The sequence below is a fragment of the Streptomyces sp. NPDC048211 genome (assembly GCF_043202315.1).
Lineage (GTDB): Bacteria > Actinomycetota > Actinomycetes > Streptomycetales > Streptomycetaceae > Streptomyces.
This window is the reverse complement of record NZ_JBIDAD010000004.1, coordinates 586,954-609,809: the sequence shown is the minus strand read 5'-3', so window position 1 is coordinate 609,809 and position 22,856 is coordinate 586,954. Positions and strand designations below refer to the sequence as shown.

The following is a 22,856-nucleotide window of genomic DNA, read 5'->3' as shown; positions in this document are numbered from 1 at the left end:
CGGCCGGCCGCTTCCGCTCAGGCGCCTGCCTGCGCCTCGGCGTCCGCCAGCAGCTCCGTCAGCCGGAGCCCGAACCGTACGTCGCAGGGGTGCGCCTCCCCCGTACGCACCGATGCGATCAGCGCGTCGACCGCCGCCCCGAACGCCCCGACGGCGCCCTCCCACCGGGGCAGGCCGACGATGCCGTGCTCGCCCCTGAGCTGGATGTCCACCCCGGCCGCCGCCAGCGGCGCCGCCAGCGTGAGCGTCACCGTGCTGGAGGCACCGGAGGCATGGTTCAGGACGAGGTGGTGGGTGCCGGCCGGGCCGCGGGCCGCGGTCAGGGCGGTGACGTCGCCGAGCACCGGGATGAGGACCGAGAGCGCGTGCGGGCCGACGTCCCACAGGCCGCCCTTCTCCCGGCGCCAGGGGGACGCTCCGAACTCGCTCTCCGCACCCGGTGCCCACAGGGCTCCGATCCACTCGGCGTGAGCGGTGAACCAGCCGCCCGTCGCGCCGTGTTCGGCGATCCAGGCCGCCGTCTCCGGCGCGAACCGCAGGGTGCAGAAGACGATCGAGGCGACCCGGGCCTGCTCTGCGGCCTCGGCCACCTCACGCGCACCCTCGACGGTCGTGGCCACCGGCTTGTCCATCAGCAGATGGCAGCCGGCCGCCGCGGCGCGGGCCGCCAGCGGGGCCTGGACATCGGGCGGCAGGGCGAAGGCGATCGCGTCACTCGCGGCGAAGAGCTCGTCGAGCCCCGCGTCACCGGTGTACGCGGTGGTGCCGTGCGCACCGGCCAGTTCCCCGGCCGCCTCGGCCCGCCGCCCCCACACCCCGCTCAGCACGACGCCGGGGTGGGCGGCGAGGGCGGGGGCCTGGGTGATGCGGGCCCAGGGGCCCGTACCGACCAGGCCGATACGCAGAGGGGTCTCGGGTGTCGTCATGGGACCAGTGTGCCGGTGCTCCCGGCCGGCCCGGGCAACCGGCCCTCCCGGGACGAGGAGGAGCCCCCCGGGACCTGTATACGACGGGGCCGGGACCGGCCTCCGACGGCTGTCCTCGGGCGCACCGGCAGCCGGAATCCGGGGCGCCGGCTTCCGCTCGCCGCCAGGGCACCGCGGCCGGCGGACGGCACCCCACGGCGCTCCCGTCTTACGCAGGAAACCTCGGTAACACGGGGTTCACACGAGGGCAACGGTCGGGAAATCGCGCCTTGCGAAGCTGCGCTGCATAGACCGCAGCACCCCCAAAGGATGGCTTCCGTGACGTTCAAGGCTGAGTACATCTGGATCGACGGCACCGAGCCGACCGCCAAGCTCCGTTCCAAGACCAAGATCATGCCCGGTACCCCCTCGTCCGACGTCGCGGAGCTCCCCATCTGGGGCTTCGACGGGTCGAGCACCAACCAGGCCGAGGGCCACGCCTCCGACCGGGTGCTGAAGCCGGTCTTCACCTGCCCCGACCCGATCCGCGGCGGTGACGACGTCCTGGTCCTGTGCGAGGTCTTCCACATCGACATGACCCCGCACGAGACCAACACGCGGGCCGTACTGCGGCCGGTCGCGGAGCAGTTCGCCGGCCAGGAGCCGATCTTCGGCATCGAGCAGGAGTACACCTTCTTCGACGGCCACCGGCCGCTCGGCTTCCCCGAGGGCGGCTTCCCGGCCGCGCAGGGCGGCTACTACTGCGGCGTCGGCGCGGACGAGATCTTCGGCCGGGAGATCGTCGAGAAGCACCTCGACAACTGCCTGAAGGCCGGCCTGGCCATCTCCGGCATCAACGCCGAGGTCATGCCCGGCCAGTGGGAGTTCCAGGTCGGACCGGTCTCCCCGCTGGAGGTCTCCGACCACCTGTGGATCGCCCGCTGGCTGCTCTACCGCACCGCCGAGGACTTCAACGTCTCCGCGACCCTCGACCCGAAGCCGGTCAAGGGCGACTGGAACGGCGCCGGCGCGCACACCAACTTCTCCACCAAGGCGATGCGCGAGGGTTACGACGCGATCATCACCGCGTGCGAGTCGCTGGGCGAGGGCTCGAAGCCGATGGACCACGTCAAGAACTACGGCGCGGGCATCGACGACCGGCTGACGGGCCTGCACGAGACCGCCCCGTGGAACGAGTACAGCTACGGCGTCTCCAACCGCGGCGCCTCGGTCCGTATCCCGTGGCAGGTCGAGCAGGACCGGAAGGGCTACATCGAGGACCGTCGTCCGAACGCGAACGTCGACCCGTACGTCGTCACGCGGCTGATCGTCGACACCTGCTGCACCGCGCTGGAGAAGGCCGACCAGGTCTGAGTCCCGCCGCGGCAACGGTCCGCACGAAGGGCGCCCGACGGTCATCCGTCGGGCGCCCTTTCGCGTCCCCGGCCCCTCTCGATGCCGCCTCCCCCGACGCTGCCGCTGCCGCACCCCGGGCACTGTCAGTGCCGTGTGCCAGGCTGCTCGCATGCTCGACATCAAGGTCGCGACCGAGAACCAGCAGCACCACACCCGCCTTTCGGACCAGGAGCTCGGCGACCTGGTGCACCGGATCGGCATGACCGGGGACCGCTTCCTGGTCGTGCAGCGGATACCGGACATCCCGGGCACGTTCATCCAGGTGTGGCACGAGGCCGGCGGGGCGTACGACGTGGAGCACCGCGCCGGCGGCGCCGCCACTCATGTCCGCGCCCTGGTCGAGACACCCGGGGAGGTCGCCGCCCTGATGGCGCGCTGGGCCCGCCGGGAGCCCGGGTGGGACGCGGGGATCGGCTGGGAGAGCGCCGGACTGCCGGAACCGGAGCCGGTACCGGAGATCGCGGCCGGCATCCGCGAGCAGTTGGAGGCGCGCGTACGGGAGTTGCTCCGCTGCGGGTACGGCACCGTGGCGGACCTCGCCGAGTCCGCCGAGGACTACCTCGTGAAGGACGGCGTGCATCCGGTATCCCTCGCGCAGGCACGCCAGTTGGTGGAGCGGTTGTGGCTGGAGCGGGTCGAGGAGCAGCAGCGGTGGACGGACGTGACCGACCCGGACCGGCTGGAGCGGGCCTTCGCCGTGCTGGACGGGCGCGGAATCACCGCTCGGGAGCACTTCACCTGCTGTCGGTCGTGCGGACTCGGGGAGATCCACGCCGAAGGTCGGGGCGACGCGCGGGGCTTCGTCTTCTTCCACTTGCAGGGTACGGAGAGCGCCACGGCCGGGCACGGACTGACCCTGTACTACGGCGGGTTCGACGGGTCCGCGGAGACGTCCGCGGCGGTGGGCCGGGAGGTGGCGGCCGTGCTGGGGGAAGCCGGACTGACGGTGGAGTGGGACGGTTCGCCGGACCGGGCGATCGAACTGACCGGACTGGACTGGCGCAAGCGGCTGGTGGGCTGAGGACCGCCCCGGCCAGCCTTCCGTCCGGCACGGGTGAGGAAGGTAACGCAAAGGGTCCGTATCGACGGGTGAGAGAGGTCTGCTCCCCCGGCCCGTTCTCTGGTTCAATGGGGGTATGGCCAGCATCCAGCACACCTCGACAGGTCGCAGCGACCTCGAGCCGTTCTGGCCTTCCCGTCAGCATCACGACTTCGACCGGGTGTGTTGCCGCGCGTGGAACGCGCAGGCCCTCTAACACCGCTCACCCCGGTCTTCGGTCCGCGCGCACGAAGCAAGTCCGTCCACAGACGACTCCCTCGCGCGAAAGAGCTGACCCTCATGGCGAACACTCGTACCTTCTCCGCCGCACTCGCTGCCACCGCAGCGCCGTCGGCGACCGCTGCGACCGCCCCTTCCCGTCCCCCCTCCCCCAACCGTCACCGGCTGCGCGCCGTCGCTCCGGACGAGGTCGTCCGGCCGGCCGACGTCTCCGCGTTCCTGACTCCGGGCGCGACCTGGCTGCCCGCACCGCAGCACACCCTGCCCGCACTGCCGGGCCGGCCGCCGATGGTCGGATATCTGGTGCTCGTCCCCGCCGACCAGCAGCCGGCCATCGCGGCCGCGGCCGCCCAGTACGTGGTCCCCGAGGTCCTGGAGGACTCGGGAGCCGGGCCGGTGCGGATCGACTCCGTCCAGCGCACCGCCGCGGTGAACGGGAACACGCTCGACCTCACCTACCTGGAGTTCGAGCTCCTCGCCCATCTGGTGGCGCACCCCCACCGGGTGCACACCCGCGACCAGTTGGTGACCACGGTCTGGGGTTACGGTCATGTGGGCGACGGCCGCACCGTCGACGTCCACATCGCCCGGCTGCGCCGCAAGCTGGGCGCCGAACACCGCCGGTCGATCCAGACGGTGCGGCGCGTCGGCTACAAGTACACGCCCTGACCGCACACGGAGCGGGCCCCGGCTGCGGTACGTACCGCAGCCGGGGCCCACGTGCGTTCGTACGGGATCAGCCGTGCGTCACCGGGGCCGCCGCGGGTGCACGCTCCGGCTCCGGCTCGCCGTGGTCCGGGCTCGGCAGCCGGCGCAGACCGCGCGGGGTGCGCCAGTTCCGCTCGCCCAGCAGCGCCATCACGGAGGGCAGCAGCACCATCCGTACGATCGTGGCGTCCAGCAGGACCGCGACGGCCAGGCCGACGCCCATCTGCTGCATGTCCTGCATGGACAGCGTCCCGAAGACCGAGAACACCGCCACCATGATCACGGCCGCACCGGTCACCGCACCGGCCGTGCGCCGGATGCCCTCGTCGATCGCGGCCCGGGTGGAGAGCCCCCGGCCATGGGCCTCGCGGATCCGGGACACCACGAAGACGTGGTAGTCCATCGAGAGCCCGAACAGGACGACGAGGACGAACAGCGGCATCCAGGACTCGATCGCGCCGACCCCCTCCGAACCGATCAGCGTGGCGCCCCAGCCGTGCTGGAACACGGCGGTCATCACACCGTAGGCGGCGGCCACCGAGAGCAGGTTGAGCAGGATCGACGTCACGGCGATGACGTAACTGCGGAAGCAGAACAGCATCAGCAGGAAGGTCACCGCGGTGATGAAGAGGAAGACGGGCGCGATGCCGCGCTTCAGCTGGTCGTTGAAGTCCACCGACCCGGCCACCTCACCGGTGACGTAGGCGTGGGCACCGGTGCCGTCGAACGCGGCCGGCAGCCGGTCCTCCCTCAGTGCGGACAGGCCGGCCTCGCCGCCGGGCAGCGGTACCTCGATCTCCGCGACGTTCCGCGCCCGGTGGACGGTCACCTTGTCGAAGCCGGCGAGCGCCTTGCGCACGGCCGGTGCCTCGATGTCGTCCGCCTCGACGACCACCTGGGCGGGTGCGGGGCCGCCGGGGAACGTCTCGCTGATGTGGCGGTAGGCGACCGAAAGCCGGGAGTCCGATCCGAACTGCTTCTCCAGGCCCAGCGACTCGGTCTTCATGCCGAGGGCGGGCGCGGCGAGCACCAGCAGGACGACGACCGAGGCGGCGGCGAAGAACTTCGGCTTGGCCAGGACGGGCCGCAGCAGCTTGCCGGCGATCCTGCCGCTCTCCTTCTTGCCCCTCTTGTCGCGTCGGTTCAGCAGCGGCACCCGTCCGGCGTCGATCCGGTCGCCCAGCCAGGACAGCAGCGCGGGCAGGACCGTCACGGAGCCCATCATGGCGATGAAGACGACGAGGATCGTGGCGAGGGCGAAACCCTTGAACAGCAGGAGTCCGGACAGGAACATGCCGGCCATCGCGACCATGACGGTCAGCCCCGACACGAGCACCGACCGGCCGCTGGTCGCCGCGGCGATGCGCAGCGCCGTCTCGGCGTCGCGTCCCGCAGCCCGCTCGTCGCGTTCGCGGCGCAGGTAGAAGAGGCAGTAGTCGACGCCGACGGCGAAGCCCATCAGGAACATCACGGAGTACGTGGTCTGGAACAGGTGCAGTTGGTGGCTGGCGAGCGAGAGCAGTCCGAAGGCCGCCATGCACGCGGTGAGCGCGAGTCCTACGGGCAGCAGGGCCGCGACGACGGCCCCGAAGGCGACCAGCAGGATGCCGAGGGCGAGGGGTACGGCGGTGAACTCGGCCTTCTTGAAGTCCTCGGAGAGCAGGTCACCGAGCCACTTCCCGGCACTGGCCTCGCCGAACTGGTGGACCGTGACGTCCGTCCGCTTCTCCTGGACCCCGGTCACGGCGTCCAGGACGGGCTGCACCCGGTCGGCGGAGGTGGCCGCGTCGCCCTTCATCCCGAAGGTGATCAGTGCGTCCCTGCCGTCCTCGGAGGCGACCGGCGGTGCGAGGTCGGTCACCTCGCCGGTCCTGGCGATGGCCGCGGAGAGCTCCCGCGCCGCCGTCCGCCAGCCGTCGGGCTCCTTCGAGGACACCATGACGAGTTCGCCCGCCCGGTGGCTGAGGCCGGCGTCGGACAGGATCTGCTCGGCGCGGGCCGAGTCGCCGGCGCCGTTCTCCGCGTTCGTCATCTCGACCATGCCCGACGCGCCGCCGATGCCCGCGGCCAGGACGACGAAGAGAAGCCAGCCGAGAACGGCAGTCTTGCGATGGTGTGCGCTCCACACACCGATACGTGCCGCGAGATTGAGCCTCATGGCGTGTTCGCCCCCTGGGGTGAGTGTCGGACCTGGCACCTCTGAATCTAGGAATTCAGCTCCCGCCTCCCCAGCCGCCCGGACCCCCTCTCCGCGTGACGTAGGGCGAGGTCACGGGGGTGGTGGTAGGTACACCCCCACCGGGTGGCGGAACGGCTGACGCCCCGGCTGCCGGAAGGTCAGACTGGTGCGCAACCGGGGCTGCCACGGGTGACCGGCGAGGGAAGAGGGACCGTTATGAAGAGGCCGACCGGACGGACAAGGGCCGCGCTGCTGGCCGCTGGGCGCGGGCTGGTGCTGTCGTTCGCCTCGATCGTGGGGTCGGTCACGCTGTTCGTGCTGACGGTGCTCTCGATCGCCTTCATCCCGCTGGGGATCGGCCTCGTCACCACCCCGTACGTGCTGGCGGCGGTGCGCAAGCACGCCAATCAGCGCCGGCTGCTGGCGGTCACCTGGTCGGACGTCCGTATCCCGGTCCCGTACCGGCCGCTGCCGAAGGACGTGCGCAGCGGGTTCACCGGGCAGGTGGAGCGGACCACGCTGATGCTGAAGGACCCGGCGACGTGGCGGGACATCCAGTGGATGCTGGTCGACATGACGGCCGGCTACGTCGTGGCGGTCCTGGCGGCGGCGCTGATGATCTACCCGGTGGAGGGGTTCGTCCTGGCGGCGGGGCTGTGGCGGGTCTTCACGGACGACCGGTACTGGTACGGGTTCGTGCCCGTGGACAGCCAGGCGACGGCTTTCGCCGCCGCCGCGCTCGGTGTGGCGCTGTTCGCGACCGGTGTGGCGCTGAGCGAGCGGCTGCTGCGCGCCCACTTCGTGATCGCCCGCTCGGTGCTGGCCCCCACCCACGAGCAGGAACTGGCCCTGCGCATCGACCGGCTGACCGAGACGCGGCACGAGGCGGTCGACACGGCCGCCTCGGAGCTGCGCCGCATCGAGCGGGATCTGCATGACGGGGCGCAGGCCCGGCTGGTCGCCATGGGCATGAACCTCGGCACCATCGAGGCGCTGATCGAGAAGGACCCCGCGCAGGCGAAGCAGCTCCTGGCGACGGCCCGCGCGTCGTCGGCCGAGGCGCTCACGGAGCTGCGCGATCTCGTGCGGGGCATCCACCCGCCGGTCCTCGCCGAGCGGGGGCTCGGGGACGCGGTCAGGGCGCTGGCGCTGCGGCTGCCGATCCCGTCGGAGGTGGACGTGGAGCTGAAGGGCCGGGCCGGGGCGCCGGTCGAGTCCGCGGCGTACTTCGCGGTCAGTGAGGTTCTGACGAACGCGGCGAAGCACTCGGGTGCGGACCGGATCTGGGTGGACCTGCACCATGCCGACGGCATGCTGAGGATCTCGGTCACGGACAACGGGAAGGGCGGTGCGGTGGCCGCGGGGGGCTCCGGCCTGAGCGGCATCGAACGCCGACTCGGTACATTCGACGGCATCATGGCCGTCAGCAGCCCCGCGGGCGGTCCCACCATGGTGACCATGGAGATCCCTTGCGAGTTGTCCTAGCCGAAGATCTCTTCCTGTTGCGCGACGGCCTGGTGCGCATGCTGGAGGCGTACGACTTCGAGATCGCGGCCGCCGTCGAGACCGGGCCCGAACTCACGCGGGCCCTAGCCGAGTTGGAGCCGGACGTCGCTGTCGTCGACGTCCGGCTTCCGCCGTCCCACACGGACGAGGGGCTGCAGTGCGCGCTCGCGGCACGGCGGGCGAGGCCGGGGCTGCCGGTGCTCGTCCTCTCCCAGCACGTCGAGCAGTTGTACGCGCGCGAGCTGCTGGCGGACGGCGCCGGGGCCATCGGCTATCTGCTCAAGGACCGGGTGTTCGACGCCGACCAGTTCATCGACGCGGTACGCCGGGTCGCCGCGGGCGGCACGGCGATGGACCCTCAGGTGATCTCGCAGTTGCTGTCGCGGCGTGCGCAGGACAAGCCGATCGGCGGGCTGACGCCGCGGGAGCGGGAGGTCATGGAGCTGATGGCCCAGGGCCGTTCGAACGCGGCGATCGCCTCGCAGATGGTGATCACGGAGCGGGCGGTGGCCAAGCACACCTCGAACATCTTCGGGAAGCTCGGCCTGCCGCCCTCCGACGACGACAACCGCCGCGTTCTTGCGGTGCTCGCCTATCTGGACCGGGGCTGAGGGCTGTCCCGTCCTCCCGTGGGGCCTTCCGTCGGATCGGGCCGGATCCGACGAGCACGGCGTGATCCTGACGAGAGGCCCCAGGACCCTCGTCGGCCGTCAGTGCCCGGCGGCCGCCGTGGTCAGGTGCAGGGTCGTGGCGCCCAGGTACGGCTTCGCCCTGGATTCCAGCACCGTGACGCGGACCGCGGTGGCGGTGACGGCCTCCGCCAGGGGCAGGATGCGCTCGTGGCCGATCGTGGTGCCCTCGGCGATCCGCTGCCAGGCCCCGTCGATCCGGGCCTCCACGGCGAACTTCTCGACCCGCTGACCGTGCCGGATGTCCTCGCGGACGGCCACGCGGTCGAAGGTGTACGGACCCGGCCCCCGGGTGCGTGCGCCGGAACCGTAGATCCGGCGCACGTCGTTGCCGAAGGCGGTCAGTGACGCGACGTCCGCCTCGTCGATCCGGCCGTCGGGCGCGGGCGGGACGTTGAGCAGGAGCGAGGCGTTGCGGCCCACGCTCTTCTCGTACAGGTTCATCAACTGCGCGGCGGTCTTGGGCTGTTCGTCCGCGTGGTAGAACCATCCTGGCCGGTTGGAGACATCGGCCTCGGCCGGGTACCACTGGAGGTATTTGACGGCCGGGTCGAGGAGCCTCGCGCGGGAGCCGATGTCGGGGTCGGTCGAGTCGTTGGGGAGGCTGCCGAGTCCGGTCCACGGGTCGGTGGCGTGCGGGGTGACGCTCCACTCGGTCTCGCGGGCGGTGCCGGACTCGTTGCCGACCCAGCGGACGCCCTGCGGGCCCTGGAAGACGACGGTGTTCGGCGAGAGCGCCTTGACCATGTCGAACCACTGCTTGACGTCGTACTTCTGCGTGATGCCGGAGCCCGACCAGGGGTTGGCGCCGTCGAGCCAGAGCTCCTCGACCGGACCGTACTGGGTGAAGATCTCGTACAGCTGGTTGAGGTAGTACGCGTCGTAGTCGTCGGCCTTCACCTCGAAGGTGGGCAGCTTGCCGCTCTTCACGCGGGCGGCGCGGTCGTCGCCGGGGACGAGGGTGGGAATCGTGCGCTCGGTGACGGCGCTGCCGTTGCCGAAGCGGCCCTGACCGGCCGGGGCGCGGTCGCCGTCCTCCAGCGCCATCCGCTCGGGCAGGCTCAGGGGTTTGCCCTCGGCCTGTTTGGCGCGGATCTGCTCGACCCACTCGGCGTGCCAGGCATGCGGGAGTTCGGCACCGTCGGAGGGCGAGAGGTAGAGACCGACCTTGAGACCGGCCTTGCGGGCGGCCTTGACGTAGGCGGCGACGACGTCGGGGCTGCCGGGGCTGAGGGCGACCGAGTGATCCGTGTACCGGCTCGGGTACAGGACGAAGCCGTCGTGGTGCTTGACCGTGAGCATGACCTGCTCGACACCGGCCGCCTTGTAGGCGCGCATCCACTGGTCGGCGTCGATGCTCTTCGGCGCGAAGAGCTTCTCGTCCTCCGTACCGGACCCCCACTCACGGTCGGTGAAGGTGTTCATCCCGAAGTGCGTGAAGGCGGTGACCTCCCGCTGCTGCCAGGCCAGCTGTCCCGCCGTGGGGACCACGTTCGCCGCCTTCTCGATGATCCGCTCGGGGCTGTCACACGCCTCGACCGTCATCTGCGACGCGGGTCTCACGGGCGTACCGCACGGGGCGGCGGGCGTGGCGGAAGGCTGGGGTACGGACTGCTGCGCGGTGGCCTGTACGGGGATGAGCGCGGCGGCTGCCGCCAGTGCGAGCGCGCTGAGCACATGGGTACGTCGTGCCATGGTTCCCTCCCATTCGCGACCACAAGTGGTCGGATCTCTCGGGTGCCGACGCGTGCATGGTGCCGCAAGAAGTGACCCCCGGGAAGGGTGCGCGCTACATACGTCCTATCTCTCGTCCGCAAAGTCCAAGCCTCACCCGGTCGTTCAGCCGTTGAACCAGGCCGCCATGTCGAGCCGGAACGCGTCCGCGGGAGCCATGGCGCGCAGATCGGACTCCAGGGCCCGGACCCGCTCGGCCCCCAGCATCCGGACCCACTCGGCCCGCACCCGGTCGAAGCCCTCGGCGGACCGCACGAGGACGTCGATCCCGCGCGGGGCCAGCCGGACCAGCTTGCGGCGACCGTCCTGCGGATCGTCGGCGCGCTCGACGTAACCGAGGCTTTCCAGCTTCTCGACGGTCTTCCCGGCGGCCTGCTTGGAGACCCCCAGCCGCCGGCCGATCTCGCTGGCCGTCGCCCCGTCGCGACCCACGGCCTGGAGCGCGTAGCCGTACGCGGCCCTCATCTCGGGGTGACCCTGCTCGGCCAGTTCACGATGCAGCTCGTCGATGATCGACCGGAATCCGGCGAACAGGAGCACGGGCAGCTCAAAGCCCGTCCCGTCCCCGGCGGGGGCACCGCCCGCACGCTCAGCCATTGCGAAACTCGACAACCTGATTTACCTTTTCGTCAATCACGTTGTCGAGTTTACCGCGAGAGGTCACCCATGTCCGCGTCCGCGTTCCCCGACCACACCCTCGAATCCGCCCCCGCCGCGGCCCGCCCCACCATGGCGGCCGTGGCGAAGAAGCAGGGCTACCTGCCGACCGCCGTCGCCCGGCTCGCCCAGTCCCCCGAGCTGCTCAACGGCTTCCTGAAGATGAGCGCGCTCTTCGAGACGACGACCCTGGACCCGCTGTCCCGGGAGACCGTGATCATGACGATGGCCGACCGCAACGGCTGTCACCTCTGCGTGGCCATGCACACCGCGAAGCTCACCGCACTCGGGGCCGACGCCGGCGTCATCGCGGCACTGCGGGACGGCAGCCTCCTGCCGGACGAACGGCTGGAGGCGGTGCGGCAGTTCACCCTGGCCGCGGTCGAGACGTCCGGCGCCGTCGACGACGACACGCTCCAGTCCTTCCTGTCGCACGGATACACCTCCCGCAACGCGCTGGAGGTGGTCCTGGGGATCGGCGCCTACACCATGTCGACCCTGGCCAACCGGATGACCGCGGCCCCGGTCGATCCCCAACTGGCCCGGTTCGCCTGACATCCGGCCCACAGGAATCCCTCCGCCCGTTGAACGGGCCGCGCGCCGGCGCCGTATGGAACGTCACGCTTCTCCCCCGCGAAGCCTGAGGAGTCCGAGGAGTTCCATGGGACGCACATCGCGCAAGAAACGATCCACCCTGGCCAACCGGGCGATCATCGCCTCGGCCGCACTGATCCTGGGCGGGGGTGGGCTGGCCGCGGTCAACGTCTACGCCTCTGCGGGCGAGGGCTCGTCCGGCCCGTCCCACGGCCGGAACTGGCAGCCGGTCCGCCAGGCCTCGACCATCGACTGCCCCGAGGTGGTCAACGAGATCCCGGAGGTGCCCGGTCCGGCCCGGGCCGAGGTCGACCGCGAACTGGCCGCCATGGACACCCAGATCACCGATGCCTACCGGGAGTTCGCCGACCTCCGGGACAGAATGGCCCGGGATCCGGATCTCGCCGAGAACGCCGTGCTCGGCCCGCTGAAGGCCCGGCGCACCGCCAGCATCGACCGCATCGCGACCGCCATCGGGCGGCAGACGGTGCGTCCGGAGGGGCTCGGCTCGCTGGCCCCGTGCGGTCTGCGCGCGGACGACGAAGGGGGCGGCGAGGAGAACGCACCCGCGGGCGATCCGGCGAACGAGGCCACGGACGCCCCCACGAACGAGCCCACCGGCGACGGTTCCGGCGACGACGAAGGCGGCCAGGAGCAGGACCAGGGCCAGGAGCAAGGTCAGGGGCAGAGCGGCAACGGCCCCGCGGACTCCGACTTCGTCGACATCCGGTCCGTGCGGCCCGACGTCAAGAAGCCGGCCCGGCTCCGGGGCGCCTCGCGCGGCACCTTCACCACCGAGTGCGGCCGCAACCGGAACGGGAAGTTCAATCCGGACAACGTCATCGCCGCCCCCGGTGTGAGCAACGGGGCCCACCACATGCACGACTACGTCGGAAACCAGGCCACGGACGCCTTCTCCGGCGACGACGACCTCGCGGCCGGCGACACCACCTGCCGCAATCAGGGCGACCGGTCCACGTACTACTGGCCGGTGCTCCGCCTGCAGAACGGGGCGGACGAGAACGACGCCGAGGCGGACGGCGGGGGCAAGGACCAAAACACCGGGGAGATCCAGACCCCGTCCCAGGTCACGCTGAAGTTCGTCGGGAATCCGACCGGCAGGGTCACGGCCATGCCGCGCTTCCTGCGCATCATCACCGGTGACGCCAAGGCGTTCACCAACGGCGACGCCAACGCCAACGCCTCCTGGAGCTGCACCGGATTCGAGGACCGGCAGCTCAGGGACGCGTATCCGATCTGCCCGGAGGGCAGCCAGGTCGTCCGCTCCTTCGCCTTCCAGAGCTGCTGGGACGGCCGGAACACCGACAGTGCGAACCACCGCACCCATGTGGCCTTCACGCAGGACGACGGGAGGTGCCCGTCCGGCTTCCGGGCCATTCCGCAGCTGGTCCAGCGGATCGTGTACGACGTGCCGCCGGGGCCCGGGTTCGCCGTCGACTCCTTCCCGGAGCAACTGCACAAGCCCGTGACCGACCACGGCGACTTCATCAACGTCTTCGACGCCAAGCTGATGCGGAAGGTGGTGAGCTGCGTCAACGGCGGGCGCACGTGCCGCTGAGCCCCACGGTCGCGGCCCGTCGTCCCCCGCCCGCCTGCGCGGTCAGCTCGTGCGGTGACCGGAGTGCCCGGCCTCGCTCCGCCCACCTCCCGAGTGGTGCGACGAGGTGGTCTCCACCGTCCCCCCGAGCCGGCCGCGCAGTGCCGCGATCACTGTGGCGTCCGAGACGGCCACCCATCTGCGGCCGACCAGATACGAGCCGCCGTAGTCGTTCGCCTCGTTGATCCACTCCCGCTGGCCGCGGTCGGTGGCGAAGGTGGCCAGCACATAACGCCCGTCCTCTGTCGTGCAGTTGGCCTGTCGCAGCTCCTGGGCGTCGGTCTGGATCCTCGGCTCGCAGTGCGCCTTGGCGGCGAGCTCCTCCAGCGTGCCGGTGGCGGTCGGCGGCACGGCCCCGTCGCCGCCACCGCCGCATGCCGCGAGCATGGCCAGCGCCGCGCAGCCGGCCACGAAGGCGGCCGGGCGCCGCACCTCCCGCACCCCTGACGTAATGCGCCGCTTCGTCATCCGGCCATGGTGCCGGTTCGCGGCATCTCGCGGCAGGCGAACGGAGGAAGGCCGGGCGCACCGGTCCGCAGCGGCACGGCCCCGTTCCTCCCGGAGTGGGGCAAGCGGCCCCGCGCCTCCCGGAGCGGAACGGGGTGACCCCGCTCCTCCCGCCCGGGGCAGGCGGCCCGCTCCCCGGAGTGACCATCGCACGATTCGCTCGTTCTGCTGAACGTGCGCCCACTGCCAGAGGTACCGTCAGCCGCCGCCCGGTTCGATGCGGGGCAGTCCGAGGCCGCGCTCGTCGAGCACTACCCGCGGCTGACCCGGCTCGGCTATCTCGTCCTGCCGCACTCACTGAGCCGTGACCGGCGGGTGCGCACGGCCCACGCGCTGACCCAGCGGGCCCTTCAGGCGGCGCGCGGAGCCGGGCCCCCGGACGCCGGCGCCGTCCCGCCGCCGCGCCGGCCCGACCGCGCGGAGGCCGTCGATCCGGGTTACGCGTACCTCCGCAGGCAGGTGCTGCGGGGCGCGCTGGCGGCGGGCAGCCCGTTGCGTCTGCGGCGCCTGCCGCGCCGCGCCCAGTTCCCGCCCCTCCTCCCGTTGACCTGGGGGCTGCGGCTGTTTCCGCACTCGGGCGGCGCCGATGAACTGGCCCTGGAGGAGAGGCTGTCGGGGGTGAGCGGCGCGGCGCGGGCCGCGTTCGTCCTGCGCGGTCTGGAGGAGCTGGCGGACGGTGAGGTCCGGCGGGTGCTGTGCGCCGCGGGGGTGGCCGATCCGCATGCCGCGCTGATGGAGGCGGACGGGGTGTCGGCCCCCCACGCGCTGCTGGCGTCGCCCGGGTTCGACCCCTGCTCCCTCCAGGCCCGGCCGCCCGATCTGCCGCGCCGCCGCAGATACGTCCGGGCGGCGCTGGCGGGTACCGCCGCTCTGCTGGTGTGCGGGGCTCTGCTGGGCCTGCCGGGCGAGGGCTGGGGGCGTGGCACCCTGTCCGCGCCGTTGTACGCGCGCAACCCGGCAGCCGAAGCGGCTCTGGATCCGGGGGCGTTGAGGAGGGTGCCCGCGAGGTTCTGGCAGCGCTCACCGCGTACCGACTTCACGGCCTGGCCCACCCGCGGCGATCGCACCGAGGACACCCGGCTGCTGCGGCGGGCGCTGCGGGTGTGGGCACGGCCGGGCGGCGGCGTGCGGACGTCGGCGACGCCGCGGACGCCGCAGGGGCCGCCGATGGGGGCGGCGCAGCTGCTGTACGCGGGCGAGGTGGGCACGTCCGCGGTCGTGCTGTTCTACGACGGACTGCGTGTCGTGCGGTACGCGGAGCCCCGCGACGCCGATCCGTCCGAGGGCGCGGCGCTCGATTTCGCCCGGGTCGACGGGGCGGACGTGACGTCGGCGGGCGCTCTCGTCGTGCAACGGACGAGGGGCGGGGTCCGCTATCTGACGGCGCCCTGGGTACGGCAGGCGCGGGTCCGGGAGCTGCTCGCGCCGGACCGGGCGCCCCGCGCGCTGCACCGCTCGGCCGACGGGGTGACCGACCCGGTGGCCGGGCCGGCGGCCGCACCCGGCTGCCGGTCCTGGCCGGCCGTCGAGCTGGCCGACGACGCGGCGGTCCGGCTGGTGACGGACCTCGGTGAACTGGCCCCGGCCCGGCTGACCTCGGGCCCGCCGGGGCGGCCGCGCGACGTCTCGGGGCGCGCGGAGTACGCGAGCTGGGCGCGGACCGCCTGTCTGCTGCCGGCCGTGCGCTCGCACGGGGTGCGCGCGGTGAACTCGTGGGGGTACGCGACGCAGTCGCTGCCCGAGGGGAACGGCAGGGCCCAGTGGCTGTGCACCCGGGCGGAGACCTGGCGGGGTACCGGGAGCAGGGTCCTCGCCCAGTTCCAGGCCCCGTCCGGCCGGCCGCCGGGAAGCAGGCCGCCCGGGGTGGTCGCGGCGCGCGCCGAGGATTCACCGGAGTGCGGGACGCGTTCCCCGCGGGTGCTGGCGGGCGTGCTGTGGAAGTCGCGCGGCGGCCGGTGGTACGTACTCGCCGCGGGCAGCGCGCAGTTCACCTCGCTGACCACGTCCGGCGGAGTGACGGGGCAGGCGCGGGGGCGGCTGCTCGCGGTACCGGCCGGGGCGGGCGACCGGGCGCGGCTGACCGGACGGCTGGCGGACGGCAGCCAGGCCGGGTCGCTGCGCTGAGCAGGCCGGGGCGGGGCCCGGCCCGGCACGGGATCGGCACGGCCCCGGCCCGGCACGGGCTCAGGAATTCGCCGCACGCCTCTGTTCCCCGGGCCTACCCCTCAGTACATTGACAACATGTCTAACACGCAGCCAGCGGCGGTCGCGTCGGAGCGAATACCGCTCAAGGCCCGCCGGGTCTCCTTCGCCTGGGACAAAACGCCCCTGCACTGGTTGCCGGGCGATCCGTTCACCACGCACACCATCAACGTGCTCCATCTGCTGCTCCCGGCCGGGGAGCGCTGGTTCATCCACGTGTACCGCCAGGTGCTCCCGTACATCCACGACGAGCAGCTGCGCCAGGACGTCATCGGGTTCATCGGCCAGGAGTCGATGCACTCCCAGGCCCATGACGACGTGCTCCCGCATCTGAAGGCGCTCGGGCTCGACCCGACCCCGTACACCGCACAGGTCGACTGGCTCTTCGAGAAGTTGCTCGGCGACCGGACGCTGCCGCCGGGCCGGGCACGCAGGTGGTGGCTGATGGAGCGGGTGGCGACGATCGCGGCGATCGAGCACTACACCGCGTTCCTCGGCGACTGGATCCTGAACGCCGACGAGCTGGACCGGCGCGGCGCCGATCCCACCATGCTGGACCTGCTGCGCTGGCACGGCGCGGAGGAGGTCGAGCACCGCTCGGTCGCCTTCGATGTGTTCATGCACGTCGACGGCGGTTACCGGCGGCGGGTGCGGACCTGGGCGACCGCCTTCTCCGCTCTGCTCTTCCTCTGGCAGCGCGGCACGCGGTTCTTCATGGAGAACGACCCGAGCCTGCTGCACGGCAAGGCGTCCTTCGGCCAGTTCTACCGCAGCGGCCGGCACGGCACGCTGCCCAGCACCCCCGCGATGCTGCGGTCCATCCCGCGTTATCTGAGCCGTACGTACCACCCCTCGCAGGAGGGCAGCACGGCTCAGGCCGTCGACTATCTCGCCCACTCGCCCGCCGCGGTCGCGGCCGAGGCCCGTACGACGGAAGCCGGCTGACGATGCCCCTCCCCCTCCCCCGTCTGCGTACCGTCGCCGTGGTGGCCGGTGCCGCGGTGCTCGCCAGGCGGGCGATGCGCCGCCGCATCGAGAAGTCGCCGCTGTGGCCGCTGCCCGCGCTGGAGGAGCCGGTATCCGGCCGTGCGCAGCGCCGTTCCACCACCGGCAGGCGGCTGCTGATCACCGAGCGGACCACCCCCGCGAAGGGTGTCGTGCAGCTCCGCCTGGAGGGCCCGGACCTGCCGCCCTGGCAGCCCGGCGCGCATGTGGACCTGGTGCTGCCGTCCGGGCTGGTCCGCCAGTACTCGCTGTGCGGCGACCCGGCCGAGGTCGGCGCGTACACCGTGGCGACCCGGCTGGCCGAGGACGGGCGCGGCGGTTCCCGCGAGGTGCACGCCGTGCTCCACGAGGGCCAGGAGGTCGAGATCCGCGGCCCGCGCAACCGTTTTCCGCTGGCCGACGCCCCCGCGTACGTCTTCGTGGCGGGTGGCATCGGCATCACGCCGGTCCTGCCGATGCTGCGTGCGCTCGCCGCTTCCGGAGCGAACTGGCGCCTGCTGTACGGGGGTCGCAGCCGGGCGACGATGCCGTTCCTGGCGGAGGTCGAGGAGCTGGGCGCCGACGGCGACCGGGTCACCGTCGTCCCGCAGGACGAGGCGGGCCACCCGGACGTCGCCGCGGCTCTCGCGGACGCGGCCGAGGGCACCGCGGTCTACTGCTGCGGACCGGAGCCCCTCATGGACGTGGTCGCGGCCGCGCTCCCGGCTGGCTGCGCCCTGCACCTGGAGCGGTTCTCCGCGTCGGGCGCGGACGCCACCGGGTCGGCCCCGTTCGAGGTGGAGCTGCGCCGCTCGGGCCGCACCGTGCCGGTCGCGGCCGGGCAGTCGGTGCTGGCCGCCGTACGGGCCGAGCTGCCGTACGTCACGTACTCCTGCGAGCAGGGGTTCTGCGGGACATGCCGACAGCGCGTCCTGGAGGGCGACGTCGAGCACCGGGACGACCTGCTGACGGACGCGGAGCGGAGCGATTCGATGCTGATCTGCGTCTCCCGGTGCCGGGGCGGGCGGCTGGTGCTGGACCTGTAGCGGCATGTCTGAACCGCCGGTCGGTACGCTGTCCTCCATGACGACCGGGGTACGGCGCAGGATGGGCGTCGAGGAGCGCAGACAGCAGTTGATCGGTGTCGCGCTGGAGTTGTTCAGTCACCGGTCCCCGGACGAGGTGTCGATCGACGAGATCGCCGCAGCCGCCGGGATCTCCCGGCCGCTGGTCTACCACTACTTCCCGGGCAAGCAGAGCCTGTACGAGGCGGCGCTGCGGCGGGCGGCCGACGAGCTGGCGAACCGGTTCCAGGAACCCCGCGAAGGCCCCCTGGGCGCACGGCTGTTGCGGGTGATGGGGCGGTTCTTCGACTTCGTCGACGACCACGGTCCCGGGTTCGCGGCGCTGATGCGGGGCGGCCCGGCGGTGGGTTCCTCGACGGCGAACGCGATGATCGACGAGGTCCGCCAGGAGGCCTGCGCGCAGATCCTGGCCCATCTGGGCGTCGAGGACCCGCCGCCCCGGCTGGAGTTGATCGTCCGGTCCTGGGTCTCTCTCGCCGAGTCGACGGCCCTGATCTGGCTGGACGGCCGGAGGATTCCGCGTGCGGAGCTGGAGTTGCAACTGGTGCACGACTTCGCCGCGCTGGCCGCCGTGAGCGCCGCGTACAACGAGGAGATGGCGGGCGTCGTGCTGCGTGTCCTCGCGCAGGAGCCGGCCGACGGGCCGTTCGGGGAACTGCTGGTGCGGCTCTCCTCGCTGGCGCCCGCCGTGCCGGCCGTGCCCGTGCAGCGGTTGCGATAGCGGCAGCGGCGCTCGATCCGCCGGGTCTCCGGCACGGCGGATGTGCCGGAGACCCCACGCGACTCAGTGCCCGCCGGTCCGCACGGACACGAACGGCTGGGGCTCGGCGCCCCCGGCGGTCGAGGTTCCGAGCACCGTCAGACCGTCGCGGCCGCCGATCACCCCGCTCGCCGCTCCCTCCACCGGCACCGGGGGATCGGCCGGCGTGGGCTGCGGGAGCCCCAGGTCCTTCCAGCGTCCCCGAACCGCACCGGTACCGGTGGCGTCCGGGTCCAGCGGCTTCCACGCCCAGGCCAGCGCGTCCCGCCGCGCGCCGAGTGTCTGGCCCACGACGGCGATCCCGCCACCCGGCCGCACGGTCAGGCCGAAGAGCCGCGCGGGCACGTCCGGTACCGCGCCCCTGTGCCACCCCGTGCCGTCGTGGCGGGCGACCAGGGCGCGGGTGGACCCGTCCTCCGGGGACCAGTCCTCGCCCACCGCCCACACGTCGCCCGCCTCGGTCACGGCGAGCTTCTGTGCCTGTCCGGGCAGGTCCGTGACGCCGGGAGCGCCGACCCGCTTCCAGGAGGAGCCGTCGTAGTGCATCAGCAGCGGGCTGCCGCCGTCGAAACCGGCAGCCCAGACGTCATCGGCGGAGACGGCGCGTACCGAGTTCAGGTACCAGAAGTCACCGGGAACCTCCGGGAGCGGTACGTCACGCCACGCGGTCCCGTCGAAGTGCCGGGCGATCCCGGCCTGCCGGGACTCGATGACCCAGATCCCCTTCTCCTCGTTCCAGGTGCGCGAGACCTCGATCTGTGCAGCTCCCACGGCCCAGGCGCCTCCCGGACGTGCGTCCACGTCCAGCAGGGACGCCGCCTGTGCCTTCTCCGGCAGCTCCGCCGGCACGACCTGCCACCGCGTGCCGTCGAAGTGCTGGGTGTAGACCCGGCCGTCGAGGGCGGAGGCGTCGTCGCCCACGAGCCACACATCGTGGCTGCCGTTCGCGTCGACGGCGTTGACCCGGCTGCTCACCTCTCCGGCGGCAGCCATGGCCGAGGTCACGGGCGTCCACGCCCCGCCGGGCCCGGGGCGCTCGGCGACGACGGGCTGGAAGCGGGTCACCTTGCCCTCGCTGTGCAGGGCGAATCCCGCTGCCCAGGTCCTCCCCCCTCCCATGTGCACGGCGTCCACGAGATTGGCGTCGCTGAACGGCACCGCCTCGCTCGCCCAGGTGCGCGCGGGGCCGGCGGTCCCGTCCAGCGCGGACGCCGGCCAGGAGAGGGACAGGGCCACGGACAGGGCAGCCGTGGCCACGGCGGCCCGGAGCAGTGAACGACGACGGCTGGACTTCGGCACAGGGTTCCTTCCGGAGACGGTCTCACCCGGTAAGTGCCTCGGTCCCCGCGGCAGGTTGCGGCCCTGCGTGATTCTGCCGCGTCAGATCTTCCGGTAGGAGCCGTCGAGGTCGCGCGCCTCGACCGAGAGGTGCAGGGTCAGCTCGCCGGCCGGCCGGACGTGGCCGGCCAGCAGTTGCAGTACGGACTCCGTGAGCAGGGCCTTGACCTCGGGGGTACGGCCGCGCAGCAGCGAGATGTCGATGTGCACGATCGCGTCGCCGCCGGGTGCGTCGGCCACCACGGTCTCGCTGATCCGCCGGAAGCGGGTCTTGCAGGCGGCGATCTTGGTGCTGACCGTCTCGGCGATCAGCGGGTGCAGTGCCCCCGTGAAGCCGGTGCGGTCGAAGGTGTCGTCGAGTTCGGCGGAGTAGTCGACGGTGATCTGCGGCATGGCGGACTCCTGGCTGGCGCGGGACGAGGGATACGGAAGAGATCACCCCTGGGGGGCTGCCCCCAGCTTTCCCCGGCCCGGGGAGGCCGCACAAGCCGGATTCACTATCTGAGCAACTCGCCGTGGAGCGCCTGGGCCAGACCCGCCTCCGCGCTGTCGGAGCGGCCCCGCTCAAAGGCACGCAGATAGGCGGCGTCGCCCACGGCCGCGCGGGCCTGGCGTTCGCAGGCCTCGCGCAGGGGGCCCAGTTCCGGAGTGCCGCGCTGGGGGTGGCCGACCATCCGCCAGTAGACCTGTCCCGTGCCGTACACCCGGGCGGCGCGGGCGCCCTCGCCCTGGGCGGCGAACGCGGCGGCCAGGAGGTCCAGGCCGAGCGCGATGCCGAAGCTGTCACGGAGGCGGTGCTTGCCCGCGAGCATGGACCGGGCGTGCGCGGCGGCGGTCTCGGCGCGACCCTGGAGCAGCGCGATCAGGGCGAGTTGGTAGTCGACGTAGCTCAGGGTCCAGCACTCGTCCCTGGCCAGGCAGGCCGCGCGCAGGACGACGGCGGCCTCGGCTGCCTCGTCCAGACGGCCGAGGCCGGTCAGGGCGAAGACGGTGATCAGGTGGCAGCGCAGCCGGTAGGCGGTTTCCAGCGGAGTGTCGATTCCGGTGGTGCGCAGGACCCGGTCCGCCTCGCGCAGTCCCTTCTCCGGTTCGCCCGTCATCAGATGGGTGAGGCCGCGCAGATAGGCGGCGGCGAGGATCCCCTCGTCGGTGCCGTCGTCCGCCGCCGCCCGTACGCACTCCTCGCCGATCCGCTCGGCGGCCGCGTAGTCGCCCTGGAGCAGGACGCAGATGCCGAGCACCCACAGGACCCGGGTGCGATGGGGGCCGGTGGCCGGGCCGGCGTCCAGGGCCCGCTGGGCATAGCCCCGGTTCTGCGGGAGGTGGCCGCAGCAGCACCAGAAGAAGCCGATCCGGCCGGCCATCTCCTGGGCGGCGGCGGGGTCGTGGGCGAGCAGGTGGTCGAGTGCGGCGCACAGGTCGGCGTGCGATTCGGCGATGCGGTGGTACCAGAGGATCTGGTCGTCGCCGGTCCAGCCCGCGTGGGCGCCGCGGGCCAGTTGCAGGAAGCGGGCGGCGTGCCGGTCGGCGCCGGCGCGCTCCTCGCCGAGTTCGGCGAGCCACATCCGGCCGTACTCGCGCAGGGTGTCGAGCATGCGGTGGCGTTCGCCGTCGCGGGCGACGACGGACTGGGCGACGAGGGCGCGCAGGGCGGCCGGTACCGCGTCCGCGGTGAGCGGTCCCCCGGCGCAGACGGCGACGGCCGTCTCCTCGTCGAAGTCGCCGCGCAGCACGGCCAGCCGGGCCCAGAGAAGCCGTTCCAGCGGGGTGCACAGTTCGTGGGACCAGCCGATGGTGGTGCGCAGGGTGCGGTGGCGCTGCGGTCTGAGCGTGGCGTCGGCGAACGCGTCGAGGCGGGAGGCGAGCCGGCCGGCGATCTCCTGGGCGCTCTGGCGTCCGATGCCCGCGGCGGCGAGTTCGATGGCGAGGGGGATGCCGTCGAGGCGCCGGCAGATCTCGTCGGCTGCCGCGACGGTGCCGGGCTCGTCGAGGCAGGTGCCGGGGGCGGCGGCCGCCGCGCGCTCCCGGAACAGGGTGAGGGCGTCGGCCGTACCGTCGACGGGCAGCGGTTCCACGTCCACGGTCCGCTCGCCCTTGATGTTCAGGGGCTGTCTGCTGGTCGCGAGGACGGTGAGGCCGGGCGAGGTGGTGAGGATCTCGCCGAGGAGGTGCGCGCAGGCGGGGCGCAGGTGTTCGCAGGAGTCCAGGACGAGCAGGAGCTCTTTGTCGGCGAGCCATTCGCACAGCACGTCGGTGGGCATCCGCAGGGTGTGGTAGATCAGCCCGACCGCGTCGGAGACGGTGGCCAGGAGCAGTTCGTCGCCCTGGAGCGGCGAGAGGTCGGCCCACCGGACGCCGTCGCGGTACCGGGACTCCGCACGTCCGGCCGCGCGGAGGGCCAGGCGGGTCTTGCCGACTCCGCCGGTGCCGGTGAGGGTGGTCAGCCGGCCGGTGGCGAGGGAGCGTTCGATCCGGTCGAGTTCCGCCTCGCGTCCGACGAAACTCGTGGTCTCCTCGGGAATGTTGCTCGCCATCGTCACCGTCGCTGACCAGGTGGAGCGGCCGGTCCCGGCCCCCGGCCCCGTGCGCACCGGCGGGTGAGGACGCCGATGCGTACGGGAGGGGGCCAGGACCGGCCGGGTGGAGTGGAAGGGCGCGCCCGGGAGCGTGGTGCTGCGGCTCTCCCCGGCGGCTG

19 protein-coding genes are annotated in these 22,856 nt (G+C 72.5%); 11 read left to right on the top strand and 8 right to left on the bottom strand.

Translation table 11 applies throughout. The features are described from left to right. Positions 1-17: 17 nt before the first annotated feature. Positions 18-926 (bottom strand): Gfo/Idh/MocA family protein, encoded by a 909-nt coding sequence (locus ACGFZA_RS18980; RefSeq protein ID WP_393680365.1) that lies wholly within the window; start codon positions 924-926, stop codon positions 18-20. Positions 927-1,244: 318 nt separating this feature from the next. On the opposite strand from ACGFZA_RS18980, the gene glnII reads away from it, so the two are divergent. From glnII to ACGFZA_RS18965, 3 genes are all read left to right on the top strand, one after another. Next, the gene (glnII, locus tag ACGFZA_RS18975) at positions 1,245-2,279 is read left to right on the top strand and encodes a glutamine synthetase (RefSeq protein ID WP_385288953.1); all 1,035 of its coding nucleotides are present in this window, start codon (positions 1,245-1,247) and stop codon (positions 2,277-2,279) included. Between the two features lie 151 nt (positions 2,280-2,430). Continuing rightward, on the top strand, positions 2,431-3,342 hold the full coding sequence (locus ACGFZA_RS18970; RefSeq protein ID WP_393680363.1) for a DUF6891 domain-containing protein: 912 nt from the start codon (positions 2,431-2,433) through the stop codon (positions 3,340-3,342). A gap of 318 nt (positions 3,343-3,660) precedes the next feature. After that, positions 3,661-4,269, top strand: a complete 609-nt coding sequence (locus tag ACGFZA_RS18965; RefSeq protein WP_385288947.1) for a winged helix-turn-helix domain-containing protein — start codon at positions 3,661-3,663, stop codon at positions 4,267-4,269. 67 nt (positions 4,270-4,336) lie between these two features. Here ACGFZA_RS18965 and ACGFZA_RS18960 read toward each other — a convergent pair whose 3' ends face one another. Further along, entirely contained in the window at positions 4,337-6,466 is a 2,130-nt protein-coding gene (locus ACGFZA_RS18960) for an MMPL family transporter (RefSeq protein ID WP_393680361.1), read from the bottom strand. Positions 6,467-6,703: 237 nt separating this feature from the next. Between ACGFZA_RS18960 and ACGFZA_RS18955 the strand changes: the two genes are divergently transcribed. Further along, the gene (locus ACGFZA_RS18955; protein WP_385280340.1) at positions 6,704-7,972 is read left to right on the top strand and encodes a sensor histidine kinase; all 1,269 of its coding nucleotides are present in this window, start codon (positions 6,704-6,706) and stop codon (positions 7,970-7,972) included. Next, the gene (locus ACGFZA_RS18950; RefSeq protein ID WP_393680360.1) at positions 7,957-8,604 is read left to right on the top strand and encodes a LuxR C-terminal-related transcriptional regulator; all 648 of its coding nucleotides are present in this window, start codon (positions 7,957-7,959) and stop codon (positions 8,602-8,604) included. Before ACGFZA_RS18955 ends, ACGFZA_RS18950 begins: the two co-directional genes overlap by 16 nt. Positions 8,605-8,703: 99 nt before the next feature. On the opposite strand, the gene ACGFZA_RS18945 is transcribed toward ACGFZA_RS18950, so the two are convergent. Both ACGFZA_RS18945 and ACGFZA_RS18940 read right to left on the bottom strand, forming a co-directional pair. Continuing rightward, the gene (locus ACGFZA_RS18945) at positions 8,704-10,377 is read right to left on the bottom strand and encodes an alpha-L-fucosidase (protein ID WP_393680359.1); all 1,674 of its coding nucleotides are present in this window, start codon (positions 10,375-10,377) and stop codon (positions 8,704-8,706) included. 144 nt (positions 10,378-10,521) lie between these two features. Next, entirely contained in the window at positions 10,522-11,013 is a 492-nt protein-coding gene (locus ACGFZA_RS18940) for a MarR family winged helix-turn-helix transcriptional regulator (RefSeq protein ID WP_385280347.1), read from the bottom strand. A gap of 69 nt (positions 11,014-11,082) precedes the next feature. On the opposite strand from ACGFZA_RS18940, the gene ACGFZA_RS18935 reads away from it, so the two are divergent. Continuing rightward, entirely contained in the window at positions 11,083-11,628 is a 546-nt protein-coding gene (locus tag ACGFZA_RS18935; RefSeq protein WP_393680357.1) for a carboxymuconolactone decarboxylase family protein, read from the top strand. A 106-nt stretch (positions 11,629-11,734) separates the two neighbouring features. Beyond that, positions 11,735-13,246 carry a DUF1996 domain-containing protein gene (locus tag ACGFZA_RS18930; protein ID WP_385280351.1) on the top strand — a complete coding sequence of 504 codons (1,512 nt, stop codon included), beginning with the start codon at positions 11,735-11,737 and terminating at the stop codon, positions 13,244-13,246. A 42-nt stretch (positions 13,247-13,288) separates the two neighbouring features. Here ACGFZA_RS18930 and ACGFZA_RS18925 read toward each other — a convergent pair whose 3' ends face one another. Then, entirely contained in the window at positions 13,289-13,672 is a 384-nt protein-coding gene (locus ACGFZA_RS18925) for a hypothetical protein (protein ID WP_393680528.1), read from the bottom strand. A 294-nt stretch (positions 13,673-13,966) separates the two neighbouring features. Here ACGFZA_RS18925 and ACGFZA_RS18920 point away from each other — a divergent pair, with 294 nt between their 5' ends. The 4 genes from ACGFZA_RS18920 to ACGFZA_RS18905 all read left to right on the top strand — a co-directional run bounded on the left by ACGFZA_RS18920 (position 13,967) and on the right by ACGFZA_RS18905 (position 18,784). Continuing rightward, the gene (locus tag ACGFZA_RS18920) at positions 13,967-15,916 is read left to right on the top strand and encodes a hypothetical protein (protein WP_393680355.1); all 1,950 of its coding nucleotides are present in this window, start codon (positions 13,967-13,969) and stop codon (positions 15,914-15,916) included. A 117-nt stretch (positions 15,917-16,033) separates the two neighbouring features. Then, the gene (locus tag ACGFZA_RS18915; protein ID WP_393680353.1) at positions 16,034-16,939 is read left to right on the top strand and encodes a metal-dependent hydrolase; all 906 of its coding nucleotides are present in this window, start codon (positions 16,034-16,036) and stop codon (positions 16,937-16,939) included. A 2-nt stretch (positions 16,940-16,941) separates the two neighbouring features. Continuing rightward, the gene (locus ACGFZA_RS18910) at positions 16,942-18,024 is read left to right on the top strand and encodes a PDR/VanB family oxidoreductase (protein WP_385280362.1); all 1,083 of its coding nucleotides are present in this window, start codon (positions 16,942-16,944) and stop codon (positions 18,022-18,024) included. Between the two features lie 37 nt (positions 18,025-18,061). Beyond that, positions 18,062-18,784 carry a TetR/AcrR family transcriptional regulator gene (locus ACGFZA_RS18905; RefSeq protein ID WP_385280365.1) on the top strand — a complete coding sequence of 241 codons (723 nt, stop codon included), beginning with the start codon at positions 18,062-18,064 and terminating at the stop codon, positions 18,782-18,784. A 63-nt stretch (positions 18,785-18,847) separates the two neighbouring features. On the opposite strand, the gene ACGFZA_RS18900 is transcribed toward ACGFZA_RS18905, so the two are convergent. The 3 genes from ACGFZA_RS18900 to ACGFZA_RS18890 form a co-directional block, all read right to left on the bottom strand. After that, entirely contained in the window at positions 18,848-20,122 is a 1,275-nt protein-coding gene (locus tag ACGFZA_RS18900; RefSeq protein ID WP_393680350.1) for a hypothetical protein, read from the bottom strand. An 81-nt stretch (positions 20,123-20,203) separates the two neighbouring features. Next, on the bottom strand, positions 20,204-20,554 hold the full coding sequence (locus ACGFZA_RS18895; protein ID WP_385280371.1) for a 5-carboxymethyl-2-hydroxymuconate Delta-isomerase: 351 nt from the start codon (positions 20,552-20,554) through the stop codon (positions 20,204-20,206). Positions 20,555-20,658: 104 nt separating this feature from the next. Beyond that, entirely contained in the window at positions 20,659-22,695 is a 2,037-nt protein-coding gene (locus tag ACGFZA_RS18890; protein ID WP_393680347.1) for an ATP-binding protein, read from the bottom strand. Positions 22,696-22,856 lie beyond the last annotated feature (161 nt).

Bases quoted from the DNA above. Each gene is read 5' to 3' on its own strand.
- ACGFZA_RS18940 (WP_385280347.1), bottom strand. From the start codon at position 11,013: ATGGCTGAGCGTGCGGGCGGTGCCCCCGCCGGGGACGGGACGGGCTTT.
- ACGFZA_RS18925 (WP_393680528.1), bottom strand. From the start codon at position 13,672: ATGCTCGCGGCATGCGGCGGTGGCGGCGACGGGGCCGTGCCGCCGACC.
- ACGFZA_RS18930 (WP_385280351.1), top strand. From the start codon at position 11,735: ATGGGACGCACATCGCGCAAGAAACGATCCACCCTGGCCAACCGGGCG.
- ACGFZA_RS18890 (WP_393680347.1), bottom strand. From the start codon at position 22,695: ATGGCGAGCAACATTCCCGAGGAGACCACGAGTTTCGTCGGACGCGAG.
- ACGFZA_RS18935 (WP_393680357.1), top strand. From the start codon at position 11,083: ATGTCCGCGTCCGCGTTCCCCGACCACACCCTCGAATCCGCCCCCGCC.
- ACGFZA_RS18915 (WP_393680353.1), top strand. From the start codon at position 16,034: ATGTCTAACACGCAGCCAGCGGCGGTCGCGTCGGAGCGAATACCGCTC.
- ACGFZA_RS18960 (WP_393680361.1), bottom strand. From the start codon at position 6,466: ATGAGGCTCAATCTCGCGGCACGTATCGGTGTGTGGAGCGCACACCAT.
- ACGFZA_RS18955 (WP_385280340.1), top strand. From the start codon at position 6,704: ATGAAGAGGCCGACCGGACGGACAAGGGCCGCGCTGCTGGCCGCTGGG.
- ACGFZA_RS18910 (WP_385280362.1), top strand. From the start codon at position 16,942: ATGCCCCTCCCCCTCCCCCGTCTGCGTACCGTCGCCGTGGTGGCCGGT.
- ACGFZA_RS18945 (WP_393680359.1), bottom strand. From the start codon at position 10,377: ATGGCACGACGTACCCATGTGCTCAGCGCGCTCGCACTGGCGGCAGCC.
- ACGFZA_RS18965 (WP_385288947.1), top strand. From the start codon at position 3,661: ATGGCGAACACTCGTACCTTCTCCGCCGCACTCGCTGCCACCGCAGCG.
- ACGFZA_RS18895 (WP_385280371.1), bottom strand. From the start codon at position 20,554: ATGCCGCAGATCACCGTCGACTACTCCGCCGAACTCGACGACACCTTC.
- ACGFZA_RS18905 (WP_385280365.1), top strand. From the start codon at position 18,062: ATGACGACCGGGGTACGGCGCAGGATGGGCGTCGAGGAGCGCAGACAG.
- ACGFZA_RS18980 (WP_393680365.1), bottom strand. From the start codon at position 926: ATGACGACACCCGAGACCCCTCTGCGTATCGGCCTGGTCGGTACGGGC.
- ACGFZA_RS18970 (WP_393680363.1), top strand. From the start codon at position 2,431: ATGCTCGACATCAAGGTCGCGACCGAGAACCAGCAGCACCACACCCGC.